At 55.2% G+C, this 17852-nt stretch carries 11 protein-coding genes, 1 other RNA gene and 1 pseudogene; 5 read left to right on the forward strand and 8 right to left on the reverse strand.

Going from position 1 to position 17852, the window contains the following annotated elements; translation table 11 throughout:
- Positions 1 to 77 precede the first annotated feature (77 nt).
- From RGW60_RS22750 to RGW60_RS22770, 5 genes are read left to right on the forward strand one after another with little or no spacing between them, the layout of a single operon-like run.
- The gene (locus tag RGW60_RS22750) at positions 78 to 1577 is read left to right on the forward strand and encodes a type I restriction-modification system subunit M (protein ID WP_169876940.1); all 1500 of its coding nucleotides are present in this window, start codon (positions 78 to 80) and stop codon (positions 1575 to 1577) included.
- Entirely contained in the window at positions 1574 to 2614 is a 1041-nt protein-coding gene (locus RGW60_RS22755; RefSeq protein WP_169876941.1) for a virulence RhuM family protein, read from the forward strand. The genes RGW60_RS22750 and RGW60_RS22755 overlap by 4 nt, the downstream gene beginning before the upstream one ends.
- On the forward strand, positions 2607 to 4121 hold the full coding sequence (locus RGW60_RS22760) for a class I SAM-dependent DNA methyltransferase (protein WP_322206734.1): 1515 nt from the start codon (positions 2607 to 2609) through the stop codon (positions 4119 to 4121). The genes RGW60_RS22755 and RGW60_RS22760 overlap by 8 nt, the downstream gene beginning before the upstream one ends.
- The gene (locus RGW60_RS22765; protein ID WP_322206735.1) at positions 4118 to 5332 is read left to right on the forward strand and encodes a restriction endonuclease subunit S; all 1215 of its coding nucleotides are present in this window, start codon (positions 4118 to 4120) and stop codon (positions 5330 to 5332) included. The genes RGW60_RS22760 and RGW60_RS22765 overlap by 4 nt, the downstream gene beginning before the upstream one ends.
- On the forward strand, positions 5333 to 8383 hold the full coding sequence (locus tag RGW60_RS22770) for an HsdR family type I site-specific deoxyribonuclease (RefSeq protein WP_322206736.1): 3051 nt from the start codon (positions 5333 to 5335) through the stop codon (positions 8381 to 8383).
- A gap of 274 nt (positions 8384 to 8657) precedes the next feature.
- Here the strand turns inward: RGW60_RS22770 and RGW60_RS22775 are convergent.
- The 8 genes and pseudogenes from RGW60_RS22775 to RGW60_RS22810 all read right to left on the reverse strand — a co-directional run.
- Positions 8658 to 8783, reverse strand: a pseudogene (locus RGW60_RS22775) (integrase); the annotation flags it as partial.
- Between the two features lie 187 nt (positions 8784 to 8970).
- Positions 8971 to 9370, reverse strand: a transfer-messenger RNA (tmRNA) gene (ssrA, locus tag RGW60_RS22780).
- Between the two features lie 125 nt (positions 9371 to 9495).
- Positions 9496 to 9786 (reverse strand): hypothetical protein, encoded by a 291-nt coding sequence (locus RGW60_RS22785; RefSeq protein ID WP_322206737.1) that lies wholly within the window; start codon positions 9784 to 9786, stop codon positions 9496 to 9498.
- Between the two features lie 202 nt (positions 9787 to 9988).
- Positions 9989 to 12799: an FAD-binding and (Fe-S)-binding domain-containing protein gene (locus tag RGW60_RS22790; RefSeq protein WP_322206738.1), complete on the reverse strand. Its 2811-nt coding sequence runs from the start codon at positions 12797 to 12799 to the stop codon at positions 9989 to 9991.
- Positions 12796 to 13467 (reverse strand): lactate utilization protein, encoded by a 672-nt coding sequence (locus RGW60_RS22795; protein ID WP_322206739.1) that lies wholly within the window; start codon positions 13465 to 13467, stop codon positions 12796 to 12798. Before RGW60_RS22795 ends, RGW60_RS22790 begins: the two co-directional genes overlap by 4 nt.
- Positions 13467 to 14924 carry a LutB/LldF family L-lactate oxidation iron-sulfur protein gene (locus RGW60_RS22800; protein ID WP_322206740.1) on the reverse strand — a complete coding sequence of 486 codons (1458 nt, stop codon included), beginning with the start codon at positions 14922 to 14924 and terminating at the stop codon, positions 13467 to 13469. The genes RGW60_RS22795 and RGW60_RS22800 overlap by 1 nt, the downstream gene beginning before the upstream one ends.
- Entirely contained in the window at positions 14921 to 15745 is an 825-nt protein-coding gene (locus RGW60_RS22805) for a (Fe-S)-binding protein (protein WP_322206741.1), read from the reverse strand. Before RGW60_RS22805 ends, RGW60_RS22800 begins: the two co-directional genes overlap by 4 nt.
- A gap of 181 nt (positions 15746 to 15926) precedes the next feature.
- A complete protein-coding gene (locus tag RGW60_RS22810) occupies positions 15927 to 17621 on the reverse strand; it encodes a lactate permease LctP family transporter (protein ID WP_322167607.1) in 1695 nt (564 codons plus the stop codon).
- Positions 17622 to 17852 lie beyond the last annotated feature (231 nt).

Genomic DNA, 17852 nt, shown 5'->3' on the forward strand with positions numbered 1-17852 from the left:
GATCTCCAGTACACTTACCCCCATCTCTAGCCTGCCCCAAGGCAGGCTACCCGAACGGCTGCACAAGATTTTTAAAAATGACCCTGATTAAGCTAAAAGACCTTGAAGCTCACCTATGGCACGCCGCTCATATCATCACCGGCCCCATCGACGCATCTGACTACAAGACCTACATCTTCCCGATCCTGTTCTTTAAACGGATCTGCGATGTCTACTACGAAGAGTTTCAGGATGTACTGGCCAAAGTCGGTAGTGCTGAGCTGGCGCGGGAGAAGATCTTCCACCGGATTCAAGTGCCTTTGGGCTGTCATTGGGATGACGTTTTCGCCAAATCCCACGACATCGGCAAGGCGCTTAAAGATGCCTTCCTAGGCATTGAGCAGGCTAACGCTCCGTTACACGGCATCTTCGGTGACGCCAGCTGGACAAATAAAGATCGGCTGCCCGATGAATTGCTCGCCACACTGCTCAACCACTTCAACCAGGTCAATCTTGGGGTGGCCAGCGTTCGTAACGACGACATGGGCCGCGCTTACGAATACCTGATCAAACGCTTCGCCGACAAAGCCAACAAGAAAGCCGGTGAGTTCTATACCCCGCGCACCATCGTGCGGCTAATGGTCAATATCCTCGATCCCAAGGCCGGTGAAAGCGTTTATGACCCAGCCTGCGGCACCGGTGGCATGTTGTTGGAGACCATCCACCACGTTCGTGAAAACGCTGGTGATCCCCGCTTACTGAAACTCAAGGGTCAGGAAAAAAACCTGACCACCGAAGCCATTGCCCGCATGAACCTGTTTCTCCATGGCCAGGAAGACTTCGAGATCGTGCGCGGCGATACCCTGCGCGAACCCAAGTTCCTGATCTACGACCGGCTCGAAACCTTTGACTGCGTGATCGCCAACCCACCATTCAGCCTCAGCGAGTGGGGTCATGAGCAGTGGGCAGCAGACGCTTACAGCCGCAACAAATATGGCCTGGCACCGAAGACCAACGGTGACTTCGCTTGGGTGCAACACATGTTTGCCTCCCTTAACGGCAACGGGCGTATGGCAGTTGTGTTGCCCCATGGCGTGCTGTTCCGTGGCGCGGCAGAGGGCAGAATCCGCACCAGCCTGCTCAAGGAAAACCGCATTGAAGCCATCATCGGCGTAGCCCCCAATCTGTTTTACGGCACCGCTATTCCGGCGTGCATCCTGCTACTGCGCAAGCAGCGTCCTGATGAGCATCGTGACCATATTCTGGTCATCAATGCCGAGGAAATATTCACTAAAGGCCGTGCGCAGAACACCCTGAGCAACGCCCAGGCGGATCAGATCTACCAGACCTATCTGGAGCAGTATCAGCAAGGCCCTAGTGCCAAAGCACTGGACGGCGTGGCACGCTGGGTGCCATTGAGCGAAATCGCGGAAAACGACTTCAACCTGAACATCGCCCGCTATGTGCAAAAGCCGCTGGAAGAAGAGACCATCACCGTCGAAGAGGCGCTGAAGGACTTCCAGCAGAAGCTGGCTGCATTGGAGCAGGCTGAACAGGAACTTGAAGAATTATTGATCAAGGAAGGGTTTGAGCTATGAGCACGGATGATGCCGACAGCAACACCTCGCAGTTCATCATCTACCAGAGCGAAGACGGCAAAACCCGGCTGGATGTACGCTTTGTCGATGAGACGGTTTGGCTCACCCAGGCCCTGATGGCAGACCTATTCAGCACCACGCCAGAAAACGTGCTGATGCACCTGAAGAACATCTTCAGCGAAGGCGAGCTTGATCAAAATGCAACCACTAAGGATTTCTTAGTAGTTCGCCAAGAAGGCACGCGCCAGGTAAAGCGCAGCCTCAAGCACTACAACCTGGACGCCATCATCTCTGTGGGATACCGCGTGCAGAGCCACACGGCCACTCGCTTTCGCCAGTGGGCTACTCGGCAACTGCGTGAATACATCGTCAAAGGCTTTGTGCTCGATGACGAGCGCTTGAAAAACCCCGATCAGCCCTTCGACTACTTCGAAGAGCTGACGCGGCGCATCCAGGATATTCGCACCAGCGAAAAACGCTTCTACCAGAAGATCACCGATATCTACGCCACCAGCGTCGATTACGACCCCACCCAGGACGCCAGCATCAGCTTCTTCAAAACCGTGCAAAACAAGGTGCACTGGGCGATTACCGGGCAAACCGCAGCCGAGCTGATTCACCACCGCGCCGACAGCAGCAAACCGCATATGGGCCTCACCAACTGGCGCGGTGCAAAAGTGCGCAAGCAGGATATCGCCAACGCCAAGAACTACCTCACGGCAGACGAACTCAGCGCCCTCAATAACCTGGTCGAGCAGTACTTAGTATTTGCCGAGGGCCAGGCCATGCGCCGCATTCCCATGTCCATGGCCGACTGGGTGAAAAAGCTCGATGGTTTTCTGACCCTGAACGACCGCGACATTCTCGACAACGCCGGCAAGATCTCCCACGACATGGCCAAACAGCATGCCGAGACGCAGTACGAGCTGTTTCATCAGCAGCGCCAGCAGCTCGATACCGCTAACGCGGATAAACGCCTTGCCGACCTGAGCCAACTCGCTCACCAGCTATCAGACAAGACCCGCAAAAATGATTGAGCAACAAAAACACCAGGCTTCCCGCCTAGGCAAAAAGAAACTCGAAGACCTGCTCTGGGGAGCCGCCGAGTTTCTCCGCGGGCAGATCGATGCTTCCGACTACAAGCAGTACGTGTTTCCGCTGCTGTTCTACAAACGCCTGTCCGACGTTTACCTCGAAGAGTATGTCGAGGCCCTGGAGGTCAGCGAAGGCGACGTGGACTACGCGGTTATGCCCATGTTTCACCGCTTCCATATTCCCCAGGAAGCGCGCTGGGAGAAGGTGCGCCACACCAGCAAGAACATCGGCGAAGCGATCCAGAATGCCCTGCGCCTGATCGAGACCCACAACGAACGCCTGCACGGCGTATTCGGCGATGCCCAGTGGACGAACAAAGAGCGCCTGCCCGACCACCTGCTGGCTGACCTGATTCAGCACTTCAGCAAGATCCCTCTGGGCATCAAGTCCGTGGCTCAGGACGACCTCGGCGAAGCCTACGAATACCTGATCAAGAAGTTTGCCGACGACTCCGGTCACACTGCAGCCGAGTTCTACACCAACCGCACCGTGGTGCACCTGATGACTCGCATCATGGGTTTGAAGCCAAGTGAAACCGCCTACGACCCCACCTGCGGCACTGGCGGTATGCTGCTTAACGCGGTGATGGACCTGCGGGACGAAGGTAAGGAATGGCGCAGCGTCAAACTCTATGGTCAGGAAGTGAACCTGCTCACCTCCGCCATCGCCCGAATGAATATGTTCCTGCACGAGATCGAAGAGTTCGACGTGCTACGCGGCGATACCTTGGCCGAGCCTAAATTTATCGAGGGTGATCAACTCAAGCAGTTCGACGTGATCTTCGCCAACCCGCCGTACTCCATCAAAAAATGGAACCGCGACAAGTTCGCCGCCGATCCCTATGGTCGCAACCTCTATGGCGTACCGCCCCAGGGCTGCGCGGACTACGGCTTTTACACCCATATCATCAAAAGCCTGAAACCCGACACCGGCCGCGCGGCCATGCTCTGGCCCCATGGTGTGCTGTTCCGCGATTCGGAGCGGGCCATCCGTAAGCAGGTAATCGAGTCGGATATTATCGAAGCAGTGATCGGCCTTGGCCCCAATCTGTTCTATAACTCACCGATGGAATCCTGTGTGGTGGTGCTCAACTGCAACAAACCCACTGAGCGCAAAGGCAAGATCTTGTTTGTCAATGGTATTGAGCATGTCACCCGCGAGCGCGCCCATAGCCGGCTTTCGGATGATGATCTGGCTGTTCTGATTGAAGCCTACTCCGCACCGGACAAGCTGCCGGCCATTACCGCGCTAGTGGATATCGAGGCGGTTCGCGAGAACCAGCACAACCTATCGATTCCGCTTTATGTGCAGGCCGTCAGTGACGAGGAAGTGCATGATGTCGAACATGCCATTGAAGCCTGGAAAGTCAGCCGAATCCAGTTAAATAAACAGACCAATAAATTATTTACGATCCTCGCAAATCTAGGTTGTGGGGTGGAGAAAAAATGAGTGGAATTCCTGCAATCAAGTTTGGTGATATTTGTCGAGAGGTAAAAACCAGCACTAAAAATCCAGTCGCAGATGGATATGAACGCTATGTTGGATTGGAACACCTAAATACCGGTTCCCTAAATATCGAACGCTGGGGTTCAATTGTAGATGATAAGCCAACATTTACTCGGGTATTTAAAAAGGGCCAGTTGTTGATTGGTCGTAGGAGAGCTTATTTAAAGAAGGCGGGCGTGGCTGGCTTTGACGGAATTTGTTCGGGAGACATAATTGTTGTCGAGGCTAATCTTGGTAATAAGTTTGGGCGCCTGCTTCCATATATTGTTCGGTCAGATCTGTTTTGGGCTTGGGCTGTTAAAACCTCTGCGGGCGGTCTTTCGCCAAGAACAAAATTTAAAGACTTGGCTGAATTTTATTTTTGCGATTTAGATGAAGGGCTAGTTAGTGTTCTAGAAAAAGCGCTAGATAGTTTGGAACTTGCTCTGAGTGCGTCGCAATCAACAGAAAATAGTCTTTCGAAGCTATGTGATTCAATAGTAAATAGCGCTACTCGGTTTGGTTTGAGGCACGAACCGCTTAAGAAAAGTGCTCTGGGCATGACTCCGGAGTCATGGAGTGTATTGCCTTTTAAAGAGGTTTTTGCAATTGACTCAAGAAACGGCTTGTATAAACCTCAAAGTGATTATGGCAGCGGCTATAAAATGGTGCATATGGGGGAGATGTTTAGAGGTAGAATTGTCGATGACCACGGTATAGAGAACTCGGTAGATGTGAGTGAGAGTGAGTTCAGTTCTTTCGCTTTAGATAGCGGAGATTTACTGTTTGCTCGCCGATCCTTGGTCAAAGAAGGGGCTGGAGTGTGCTGTATTTACAAGGGTAGAGAGCTTTGTTCGACTTTTGAGTCCTCTATAATTAGAGTTAGGGTTGATTTGGAAAGAATCAATCCTGATTACTATAGTTACTTTTTTCGCAGCCGCTTCGGGCGTTGGATTATGGAAAGAATAATTCAAACTGTAGCAGCGTCAGGCATTACAGGCACTGACTTAAAGAATATGCTTGTTCCTGTTCCGTCGAAAAGTGAGCAGGATGAAATTGTTAATTTGTTAAATGAAATAACGTTGCTGAATTCGGTTGCCGCTAATGCCAGATCAAGAAGAAATAATTTGTTGAGGGGCTTGGTCTCTCAGCTAGTAAATACAGTAGAGGTTTAGATGTTTAACGAGCAAACCGTCACCGAAAATGGAATTATCGACCGTTTAAAAAATTTAAATGGTGTAAAGTGGACTTATTGCAACGGCGAGAGCCTGCCCAAGAAAGCGCAGGATATCTTTGTCGATGAGTGGCTAAAAGACGCGTTATGTTCGTTAAACCCTGCTATCAACAAACAACCGGATTACGCCGATGAAGTGATCCACAAGCTGCGTGGTGTGCTGTTGGAGGCTCCGCACAGTGGCTTGGTCAGGGCCAACGAAAATTTCCAAGCGTGGCTGCTGGCCGAAAAAACCTTGGCCTTTGGCGAGAATGGTGAACACGTCACCATCAATCTGATCGACTTCGACAACCTCGACAACAACCACTTTGTGGTGGCCCAGCAGGTGCACTATGTAGCCGCTGGCGAGGTGTTCTTCGATATCGTGCTGTATGTAAACGGCATCCCGCTGGTGGTAGGTGAAGTGAAAAGCGCCACTCGCCCCAGTGTCAGTTGGCAAGACGGTGCAGCTGACTTTATGGGCGGCAAGAAGCACTATTGGCAGAATGTGCAGGCTTTCTTCGTGCCCAACCTGCTGTGTTTCGCCAGTGAGGGCAAAACCTTTGCCTACGGCGCGATCAATGCCCGTGTCAAGGACTGGGGCCCCTGGCACCACACTGATCAGCGCGAAGATATTCCTGCCACCTTGGCCTCCGTGCTGGCGAGCGCCGAAGGGCTGCTGAACCCGCAAACCCTGCTGCAACTGCTGGCTTCGTTCGCGCTGTTCTCTACCCATAAAACCGGTAAAGACACGCCGCCCAAACGCATCAAATTGCTGCCGCGTTACCCGCAGTTCGAGACGGCCAAGCAGATTGTCGAGCGGGTCAAGCTGGGTTACCCGAAAAAAGGCTTGATCTGGCACTTCCAAGGTTCGGGCAAGTCGCTGCTGATGCTCTACGCGGCCAAGATGCTGCGTGCCGACAACGAGCTGAAAAACCCTACCGTGCTGATCGTTGTCGACCGCCGCGACCTAGACAGCCAGATCAGCGAGACCTTCGGCGGTGCCGATGTGAAAAACCTGATAAAGGTGCAGAGCTGCAAAAAGCTCGGTGAACATATCGAGCAAGACAGCCGCGGGATTCTGATTACGACCATTTTCAAGTTCAAGGATGTCGAGGTTGATGAACTCAACCCGGATGGCCTGAACAATCGCGACAACATCATCGTACTGGTGGATGAAGCCCACCGCACCCAGGAAGGCGGTCTGGGCGAAAAGATGCGCTGGGCGCTACCCAATGCTCACTTCTACGGCCTGACCGGTACGCCGATCTCCGGCATCGAGCGCAACACCTTCAAGCTGTTCGGCGCCGATGAAGACCCAGGCCGCTATATGAACCGCTACAGCTACAAGCAGTCGATCCGCGACGGTGCCACCAATCCGGTTAAGTTCGAGCCCCGTTTAGCCGAATTGCGGGTCGACCGTGAGGCGATCAATGAAGAGTTCGAGCAACTGGTCAAAGACAACAACCTGGACGAGGACGAAAAATCCGTCCTGTCCAAACGCGCCGGTAAGCTGGCCGTGATGCTCAAGGCACCGAAACGCATGGAGGCCATCAGCGCCGACATTGCCGAACACTTCACCAGCCATGTGCAGCCGAAAAAGATGAAGGCCATGGTGGTGGTCTATGACCGCGATGCCTGCGTGCAGATGTATTACCTACTTGGTAACAAGCTGGGTTTCGACGCACTAGAGGTAGTTATGAATCTCGACCAGGCGCCGGTGAAGGATGAGAACGGCAAGCTCAACAAGGACTGGAACAAGTGGAAGGAAGAGCTCGATCTACCGATCCAGCAAGCCGACTTTGAGCGCTGGCAGAAATTCGATGGTGAAGAGCAGGCGCAGAAAAATCTGCTGGAAACCTACAAAGACCCGAAACAGTCCCTGCAATTGCTGATTGTGACCGCCAAGCTGCTGACCGGTTTCGATGCGCCGATCTGCTATTGCATGTACCTGGATAAACCGCTGCGCGACCACACCTTGTTGCAGGCCATGTGCCGCACCAACCGCCTGTACGAGGCGGACGGGGTGGTCAAGCGTATGGGCCTGATCATCGATTATCTGGGTGTATTCGAAAACCTGCGCACGGCGCTGGCCTATAACCCGGAAGAGATCGACGGGATTGTCGAAGGAATCGAGAAATTCAAGGAATTGCTGCCAGAGCAGTTGAAGCTGTGTCTGGCCTTCTTCCCGAACGTGGACCGCACCCTGGCAGGTTTCGACGGTATCCTGGCCGCACAGGAATGCTTGCCGGACAATAAAAACCGCGATGAGTTTGCAGCAGCCTTTGGCGTGCTGGCCAAACTCTGGACGGCCATCAACCCCGACCCTTTCCTGACACCCTACCGCCAGGATTACAAATGGTTGGCGCAAATCTATGAATCAGTACGCCCGGTTGGTCAAACGGGGGCGCTGGTCTGGGCCGCGTTAGGGCCCGAGACCATCAAGATGATTCACGAGCACACCGATATCAGTCGCATACGCGATGACATCGATGAGCTAATCATGGATGAACACGCAATCTTCACCCTGACCGAGAAAGAGCAGGAAAAACGTGCCCGCCGACTGGAAATAGACTTAATGGGGCGTCTGCGCGGCCATGGCGAGGCTGTGTTCGTCGAGCTGGGCGAGCGCCTGGAGAAACTGCGCCGAGAATATGAAGCGGGTGTAATCAAGGCCATCGACTGGCTCAAGGGCCTATTGGATGCCGCCAAAGATACGGTGCAGGCCGAGCGTGAAACCGGTGACCCTGTGGTAACGGAGGCAGACAACAAGCAGGCGCTGACCAAACTCTTCCTGGAAACCCGCCCGGAAACAACGCCGAAGCTGATTGGTGATGTGGTTGAGCAGATCGATAAAATTGTGAACGCTACCCGCTTTGAGGGCTGGCAGAACTCCAACAGTGGCCCACGCGAAATCCAGAAAGCACTCATGCTGACCTTGGCGCAGTTTGGCCTAAGCAAAGACAAGGACCTGTTTGAGAGGGCATACGCCTATATTGAAGAACATTACTAAGTCGATGATGACGTACGGCCGTGCGATGAAGTTAGCTAAGCGCCCCCACCTTGAAGACGGTGGGATTTAGGAAGCGCTTACATTGCATCGACGAAATGCATGCTTACATCTGCTTTGAGGCGCAGCTTTGGGTCACAACTGGCAGTTTCGACCCAAAGCTGCGCTTCACGAAGAAAGACGCGTAAGCCTCCCCGACCACCACGCCCGCTTTGAACGAGTAAAAGGGCGTTTTCTGATTGAGAGAGGGCTTTTTGCCATTGGAAACAGGCACTTCAAGCATCGACCCATTGCTCCTGACTCGGAGCTGAAGGCCGTCACCATCGCTGAGGACGTAATCCTTGTCTTTTGCCTTGACTGCCTTGAGCTGGCGGTCGGAAAGGCGAAGGTCTGGAGCAGGCATGAGAGCTACCTCTGACACCGTTTTGGTATTCCAAAAAATAGCACCGGATGGCTTGGAATACCATTTGGAATACCCAAACGGCTGGAACTCAAAAAACCTCTCCAGCGCCCAGTAGCGCTTAAACCCTTGATTTTGCTGGATTTCAGGCACAAAAAAAGACGTCCGTGGACGTCTTTAGTTGATCAAATGGTGGAGCCGGGGGGATTTGAACCCCCGTCCGCCAGTACTCCGCTGTCGGTACTACATGCGTAGCCATATCTATTAATTTAACCCTCAGCGGCCCGATTGGCAGGGTGCATTGGGTGAGTTGTGTAAGTTTTAGCCGCTTCGTCCACAACGTACTGCACGGCGATCCTGTTCTGCATGACAATCACTTCGAGTTTACAGGCATCCTCTAGTGATTGCTGGTACCGAAGTAACCAGAAGCTCAGGCTCTAGTCGTCGCAATTAAGCGGCGAGTGCGAATTCCTGGCCGTAGTTTTCGTCATTGGCAACTATAAAAGTTGCAACAGTGGATTTACGAGTTCTGTTACCAACTCGGCATGCACCTAAAGTTTCGCGACCAGCGTCGAATCCTAATCGGCCCCGATAGCAACCGCGTGAGCAGTCAAGCGGAGGAGTCTACCCGAATGAACGGAGTCCGTCGACCTCCTGTCTAGTGCGGCGCTGAAAAACAGGCCAGCCAAAGGCTGGCCGTGTGCGTGTGCTCAAATTACTTCGAGCCGCCGCCTTCGCCATTACCGGTATCGGTTTTGTCGTTTTGTTCGATTGCTTTGGTAGTGAGTTCTATACATTTCTTCTCATCACCCGCCTTGTGGGCGGCCATGGCCGACTTCTGAGTTTCCTCAAGATTCATCTTCTCGTCATTACCCAGGTTAGTGCTCGACGACAAGCTGTCCTTGATGGTCTGCAGGTTCGCTCCGCACAGGTCTTCAGCGGCAAATACCGGCGAAGCCAACAGTGCGGCAGTGAGGAACAACCCCGTGAGTACGGTACGCTTCATGTGTATCTCCTAAGCCTGTGGACTCGGAATCACCGGTCGATGAGGCCCGTCCGAGGTCTGTGATAAGCCCGTTCGTAACGGGCCTACAGAAATGGACTGTTGCGGTTCACAGGGGTTCTATTATTTCTGCTATCTCATGTGAAAAAGCCATCTATAGATGTTTTGGCGCCCTAAGGGGGGGCTTTTCAGTATTCCATGGCGATTAAAGCGACTTAGGTCGAGTCACTCGATCTACCAGATAAACCAGCCCGTGGTAATCGATGCCGCTGTGTTGCGATAGGCCGATTTCACAGGTGCGGCTGGTTGAGATGCCTTCGTTGCAGAATTGCACGGCGTCTTTGAGCGTGCGCAACGAGTGTGCATTCAGCTCTGGCGTGGTGAAGCCTTTGTCGCCAGCAAACCCGCAACAGTGAATGCCCTCGGGAATAACCACGTTGACGCTGCACAACCGCGTCAATTCGATGAGCGCCTGGCTTTCGCCCAAATGCTGGGTGCTACAGGTCACGTGTACGGCAATCGGTTCTTGCTGCGGGGTGAAATGCAGCTTGTCCAGCAGGTGGGTGCGGATAAACCTAACCGGGTCATACAGGTCCAGGCGCGTATCTTTAAGGTCTTGGACCAGTCGCAAGGTACACGGGCTGGTGTCGCAGTAGATAGGATCAAGCCCGCCACGGCTGGCCGTTAGCAATGCCGCAAGCAGTTCCTGGCGTTTGTGTTCGGCCTGCTCGTTATAGCCCTTGGACGCAAACGGCTGGCCGCAACACAGGCTGTCTTGATTGTCCGGGAACACCACCTGATAACCGGCTTTTTCCAGCAAGCCTTGGGTTTTTTCCGACAGCGACATCTGTTCGCGATCACTGGCCGCCGGGCCCATGACCCGCGAGACACAGGCTGCCAAATACACAACCCGAGGACGCAGATCGGTCACCGGCGGACTGAAGCGAATCGCCCGTTCCGGTTGCGGCATGGCGGCGGTCCACAAGGGCACACGGCCGTCTGATGCTTTGGTCAGCGCAGCAGAGAGTTTCGCCAGGCGGGGGGCGCCCAGGAACATCCTCGCGCCATTGGCCACATGCAGGGTAAAGCGCGCACCTTGCAACGTGGTTTTGAAATGCTCGGCCAGCCAATTGGCGGTTTTGCCATGGGTGGCGTCACGGCTGCGCAGTTTCTTCACCAGCTCGCCGGTATTGATCCCCACCGGGCAACGTTGCGCGCACAGGCCGGTGGCCGCGCAGGTGTCGATGCCTTGGTAGTGGTAATCGCGTTCCAGCTCCGTGGTGTCGATGCCCGCGCGTTTCTTCGCTTGAATATCACGCCAGATAACGATGCGTTGCCGTGGGCTGAGGGTCAGTCCTTTTGATGGACACACCGGCTCACAAAAACCGCACTCGATGCATTTGTCGATGATTTCGTCTGCAGCCGGTAACGGCTTCAAATGCTTCAAGTGAATCTGCGGGTCATTACTCAACACGACGTCCGGGTTAAGGATGCCGTTAGGGTCGAGCAGGCGTTTGAGTTGCCACATCAGTTGATAGGCATCGCTGCCCCATTCCAGCTCAACAAACGGCGCCATGTTGCGCCCGGTGCCGTGCTCGGCTTTCAATGAGCCGCCGAACTCAACGGCCACCAACTGCGTGACGTCTTCCATGAAGGCCTGATAGCGCGCGACTTCCACCGGGCTTTCAAAGCTTTGGGTGAAGACGAAGTGCAAATTGCCTTCCAGTGCATGGCCAAACAGGATCGCTTCGTCGTAATGGTGCTTCTCGAACAGCGCGATCAAGCGTCGCACGCCCATCGCCAATTGCTCGACCGGGAAGGTCACGTCTTCGATGATCACCGTGGTGCCGGTTTTTCGCACCGCGCCTACGGCCGGGAAGGTGTCTTTGCGGATAGCCCACAGCCGCGCGTTTTCCAGCGGGTCTTCGGTGAAATCGACCTGCTTCTCCACCGCAAACGCGGCCAGCGAGCCCATGATCTGGGCGAGTTGTTCGTGCAGCAGTGGTTGCGAAGCGGCACGGGACTCTATCAGCAGGGCGCAGGCGTTTTCCGAAAGCTCGCGAACGAACGCAGGCATGCCCGGTTTGTTCTGCACCGAGCGCATGCTCCGGCGATCCAGCAGTTCGACGGCGGCAACCGGTTGGGTTTTCAGAACAGTGACCGCGTTACAGCAGGTCTCGACGTCTGGAAACACAATCAGGGCGGATGCTTTAAACGGATGATCGATGACCGTGTCGTAGGTGACCGCGCTGATAAATCCCAATGTGCCTTCGGAACCGACCAGCAAGTGGCTGAGAATATCCAGCGGTTCGTCAAAATCCACCAGCGCATTAAGCGACAAGCCGGTGGTGTTTTTCAGACGGTATTTATGGCGGATTTTTGCAGCCAATTCAGGGTTGGCCCGAGTTTCGCGGCCCAATCGCGCGAGGTTTTCCAGCAGGTCTGCATGGCTGTCGCGAAACGCGGCGACACTGCCAGCGTCCTCAGTGTCCACTCGGCTGCCATCCGCCAATACCAAACGGATGCCCGCCAGGGTGTAGTAGCTGTTTTGCGCGGTGCCACAGCACATGCCGCTGGAGTTGTTAGCCACGATGCCGCCGATTTTGCAGGCGTTTATCGAAGCCGGGTCCGGGCCGATTTTGCGTCCGAATGGCGCGAGCCACGCATTAGCCTGGGAACCGATAACGCCCGGCTGCAGGCGAATCTGCGTGCCTTCACCGCGTATTTCTCGACCGTTCCAGTTGTCTCCCAGCACTAGCAGTACCGAGTCGCTGATGGCCTGCCCCGATAAACTGGTGCCCGCCGCACGGAAGGTCACCGCGACGCGTTCGATCTGGGCCAGTTTGAGCAGCGACACCACTTCGTCTTCGGATTCGACGCGGATCACCAGTTTTGGGATCAGCCGATAGAAGCTGGCGTCGGTGCCAAAGGCTAAGGTCGACAGGGGATCGTCAAAGCGCCTGTTCTGCGGGATCAGCCGTTGGGCTTCGCGCACAAATGCAGCGGGCAGACTCATGCGTCCTCCAGGATCAGTACAACCAAGTCTTTCGGACCATGCGCGCCGTAAGCCAGGATTTGTTCGATATCAGCGGTTTTCGACGGGCCGGACACCAACAGTGCGTTAGTCGGCATACCGGTTGCCCATTGCTGCTGTTGCTGGACCTGATAAAAGTTTTCGTAAATCTCGCTGGCCTTGAGCAGGGCGAAATGCACCGGTGGTACCAAGCTCATCAAGCGTGGTTCTTCGCGGGTAGGCCAGATAATCAGGCTGCCCGTGGCGGCAATCGCGCCCAAAGTAGTCGTGAAACTGGCCGGGGTGTCATCGAACAACTCGGTTTTCCACTCTTCTATCGGCCGGTCATAAGCCTTGAGCGGCGGCAGTTCAGGGTGGATCGACCAATGCTCGCTGACCCGTCGCCCGTGGGGCGTGCCAGGGGCGATCAGCAGGCTAGGCAATTGCCGGTCGCTGACCAATTTTCCAAGCAACTCCGGCCATGCGCTTTCGGTACTGAGGTGGATTTCGGTGTGTACCGCTTCCATCAACTTGCGAAGTTGCGCGAGCCGCAATTCAGGGGCGTAGCTCCACGGGGTGGTAACCAGATCTACGTCGAAATTATCGGCAATCGGCGTCGCACCGGTCAGGCTGTGACGCAGTTTGTTAAGGATGTTCTGTCTGGCGCTCATTATTTGTTCTCACCCTGTTGGGCCAAATGCTCGCGGGCCAGTTCATGCAATGAGCGCGCAGCCGGTTTCGGTGCACTGTGATTTTGCGTCCACGGGCCGATGTTGTTGGGCGTCAGGTTGCGCAAGCGGGTGGCGAAAAAGCCGAACACGCGGTAAATAGCTGGCGAGCTGTTGAGCCAGGACCAGGCGTTCCAGATGAAGCGTTCTTTGCGCGAGTATTTGCTGCCTTGGCCACGCATGACTTTGTGCGGGTCGTCCGGGGATTTGACGTTTTCTTCCCGCAGGCGACGCAACAATGCCGGGATCGGGATTTTCACCGGACAGACTTCGCCGCACGCGCCACACAGCGACGAAGCGCTTGGGTGATCCGGGACTTTCTTCAGGCCGACCATGTGCGGCGTGATGATTTTGCCGATGGGGCCGGGGTAAACCTCGCTGTAGGCGTGGCCGCCGATGCGGGTGTAAACCGGGCAATGGTTCATGCACGCGCCGCAGCGGATGCAGTTCAGCGTCTGGCGCAATTCGCTGTCGGCGAAGGCCTGGCTGCGACCGTTATCCAGCAGCACCAAATGCACTTCTTGCGGGCCGTCTAGCTCATGGGCTTTGCGCGGACCGGAAATCATATTGACGTAAGTGGTGATTGGAATACCCAGCGCCGAGCGGGTTAGCAGCGACAGCAGTGGCACCGTATCGCGCAAGTTTTCCACAACCTTTTCAATTCCGGTGACTGCGATATGCACCGGTGGCACCGTGGTACACATCCGCCCGTTGCCTTCATTTTCCACCAGTAACAGCGTGCCGGTTTCAGCGACGGCGAAGTTGACGCCGGAGACGCCTATGTCGGCTTCGAAGAATTTCTGGCGCAGGACTCTACGACCAATCTGGATCAGTTGATCGACATCGTTGGTGTAGTCCACGCCGAGTTTTTCGTGGAACAGATTGCCTACTTGAACTGCGTTTTTGTGGATCGCCGGCATGATGATGTGCGACGGTTTTTCGTGGTCGAGCTGGACGATGTATTCGCCCATGTCGGCTTCCAGGCACTCGACGCCGCGCGCTTCAAGGAAATCGTTCATCTCCATTTCTTCGCTGACCATCGACTTGCCCTTGATTACCTGTTTGGCTTCATGGGCCTGGACGATCGAGAGAACAATGGCGTTCGCTTCGTCTACTGTTTCTGCCCAGTGCACGGTCACGCCGTTGCGGGTCAGGTTGGTCTCAAGCAGTTCCAGCAAGTCGGGCAGTTTGGACAGCGCCCGGGCTTTGACCGCATTACCCAGCTCACGCAGGCGCTCACGTTCGTCGGCATCGCTGAAGGCCACGGCACGCTTGGTCATCAGCGAGTCCATGGCGGTACGGAAGTTTTTACGCAGCTGTGGGTCGCCCAAGGCTTTGTGGGCCCGGGCGCGGAAGTCTTCTTCGACTTCGACGACAGGAATTCGCGTATGGGTGTTCATTGCCCACCTCCAGTGCGTTGCCACAGAAAACTGGCCAAGTGCTGTCCGCGCAGTGATTCCTGCTGTTTTTCCAGCGAACCGTTGATGTTCATCAAGCAGCCGCAGTCGGCCGTCACCACTTGGGCTGCGCCGGATTCTTTCAGCGAGCGGGTTTTATCAGCGACCATCGCCCCTGAAATGTCCGGCATGCGCACGCTGAACGTACCGCCGAAACCACAACATTCGCTTTCATGGCCGTGATCAACCCGCTCCACGTTGCTCATCTGTGAGAGCAGCGTTCGGACGTGCAGGTGGGTGTTCATTTCCCGGCGTGCGGAACAGGAGGTGTGCAGGGCGACTTTGATCGGGGCGCCGTTGTCGTGCAGTTGAACCTTGCACACGAACAGCAGAAATTCGGCCAACTCATAGGTGCGAGCAGCCAGGGCATGGACTTGCTTTAGTGTTTCAGGCTCATCCTTAAACAAGTCGGGATAGTGTTCGCGCAGCATGCCGGCACAGGAGCCCGACGGCACGATGACAGGATAGTCGCCAGTAAATAACGCTAATTGTGATCGCGCTACATCACGGGCCTGGTCGGTGTAGCCGGAGGTGTACGCCGGTTGTCCGCAGCAGCTTTGCCCTTGGGGGAATTCAACCCGAATGCCTTCGCGTTCGAGCAGACGTATCGCGTCCATGCCAGCCTCTGGATAAAACAGGTCGACCACGCAGGTACCGAACAGGTAAACCCGCTCAGGTTTCACGTCAGGGTATTGGCGTGGTGCGGCGCGTGGCGGTGCGACACGGGTCGCATTCGGCACGGCGTTGTAATAAAGCTCGCTCATCAGGCGGTTTCTCCGGGTGGGCCCGGTTATCCGTCCAGCGCAGCGACTGAAAGATGAATCGCTGAAACTTTCTGCCGCGTTGCAGACCGGGTTATGAATGGTTGGCGCCGGGTGGTTAGTCCGGCGCCAGGTCGTTGCAGGGTGCAGTTACGGGTGGTGCGTCTTGCTATTAATCAGGTACTCAGATCACCAACATGCCGGTGAGCCAGTAAGCCTGGATCAACGTAATGCAACCGACGATGGCAGCAAAGAACAGGCTGTGTTTGAGGGTAAACCTAAACAGGTCGGATTCTTGGCCAACCAGACCGGTAGCCGCGCAAGCGACTGCAATCGATTGTGGCGAGATCATTTTGCCGGTCACGCCGCCCGAGGAGTTCGCTGCCACCATGAGCACGTCACTGACGCCTAATTGGTGAGCCGTTGTGGCTTGCAGTGAGCCGAACAGGGCATTGGAAGACGTATCGGAACCCGTCAGGAAAACGCCCAGCCAGCCGAGGAACGGCGAGAAGAACGGGAACGCAGCGCCGGTAGATGCCAGTACTAACGCAAGGGTGGTGGACATGCCCGAGTAGTTCATCACGAAGGCAAACGATAGCACCATGCCAATGGAGATGATCGCCCAACGCAACTCCATCAATGTTTCTTTGAACGTGCTCAGACCCGTTTGCGGCTTGATCCGTAGCACAATCATCGACAGCAGCGCCGAGATCAAAATAGCAGTGCCGGAGGCGGCAATCATGTCGAACTTGAACACCGCAGGCATCACGGTTGGGTTGACGACGACCGGTGCGACTTTGTAGACCAGTTGATCAAGGTGCGGGACTGGAATAGCGATGGTCCAGGCTTGCAGCGCACCACCTGCGGCGAACAATGCCTTGAACGGTTTGAGCGTCCAGATAGTGACGACGACGGTCAGAATCAGGAACGGGGACCATGCCTTAAAGATCTGGCCGCCGTTGTATTCCGACGCGATTGAGGTGCGTGGCAGACCAAAGCCGCCTGGGCTGCCGACTACTACTGCCGACGATGTTGCGCCGGCCATGGTGGCGCCGGCAGTGCGTTTTGGCTGCCACACTTTCAGGAACAAGGTCAGGGAAATCAGGCTGGCCAGTGCAGACACGATGTCCGGCAGTTCTGGACCGATGAAGTTCGACGTGAAGAACTGGCATACCGCGAAGCTACCACCGGCAACCAACGCTGCTGGCCAGGTTTCTTTGACGCCGCGCTTGCCATCCATGATGAACATCAGCCAGAACGGTACAAACAGCGACAGCAGAGGCAATTGACGGCCGGCCATTGCGCCGATTTTAAAGGCGTCGATCCCGGAAACCTGCCCGGCAACGATGATTGGGATACCCAGTGCACCGAACGCAACAGGCGCGGTGTTGGCAATCAGGCACAAGCCTGCAGCGTACAGTGGGTTGAAGCCAAGACCGACCAACAGTGCTGCGGTAATCGCTACCGGAGCGCCGAACCCTGCCGCACCTTCAAGGAAAGCACCAAAGCAGAACGCGATGAGCAACACTTGTAGGCGTTGGTCATCGGTGATGGTCAGTACAGAACTGCGGATGATTTCGAACTGGCCGCTCTTGACGGTCAGTTTGTAGAGGAATACGGCTGCAACAATGATCCAGGCAATGGGCCACAGGCCATAACCAAAGCCATAAATGGCAGAAGCAATTGCCATGTCGGTTGGCATGTGGAAAGCGAATATCGCAATCAGCACTGACAACAGCATGGTGATCGTGCCCGCAACGTGCCCTTTAAGCCGAAATACGGCCAGTGCCGCGAAGAAAAACACGATGGGAATGACTGCTGCGATGGCCGAAAGGCCAAGGCTGCCGAGTGGGGTGTATAGCTGTTGCCAGGTTTGCATAGGTGGAGGCCCCTAATTATTGTTGGTCAGGCCCGGTGCCCTGTGTCGCTTGTACGTCGCGTAATGGTCCGGGACAGCCGTGAGCATAGCTGCCGTCGAACCGAGGCTGACAAACAAGTCGCGCAGTTCACCAGTCAAGCCTTTCGTTATGGCGAAAGGTCTTGCGACGCCGTGGAGAGTTTCCTTCGAACGTCGGCATTGGATAATTGGTAATACCAATTTACAATGTCT

Origin of the sequence: Pseudomonas sp. AB6 (assembly GCF_034314105.1) — a bacterium.
Classification (GTDB): domain Bacteria; phylum Pseudomonadota; class Gammaproteobacteria; order Pseudomonadales; family Pseudomonadaceae; genus Aquipseudomonas.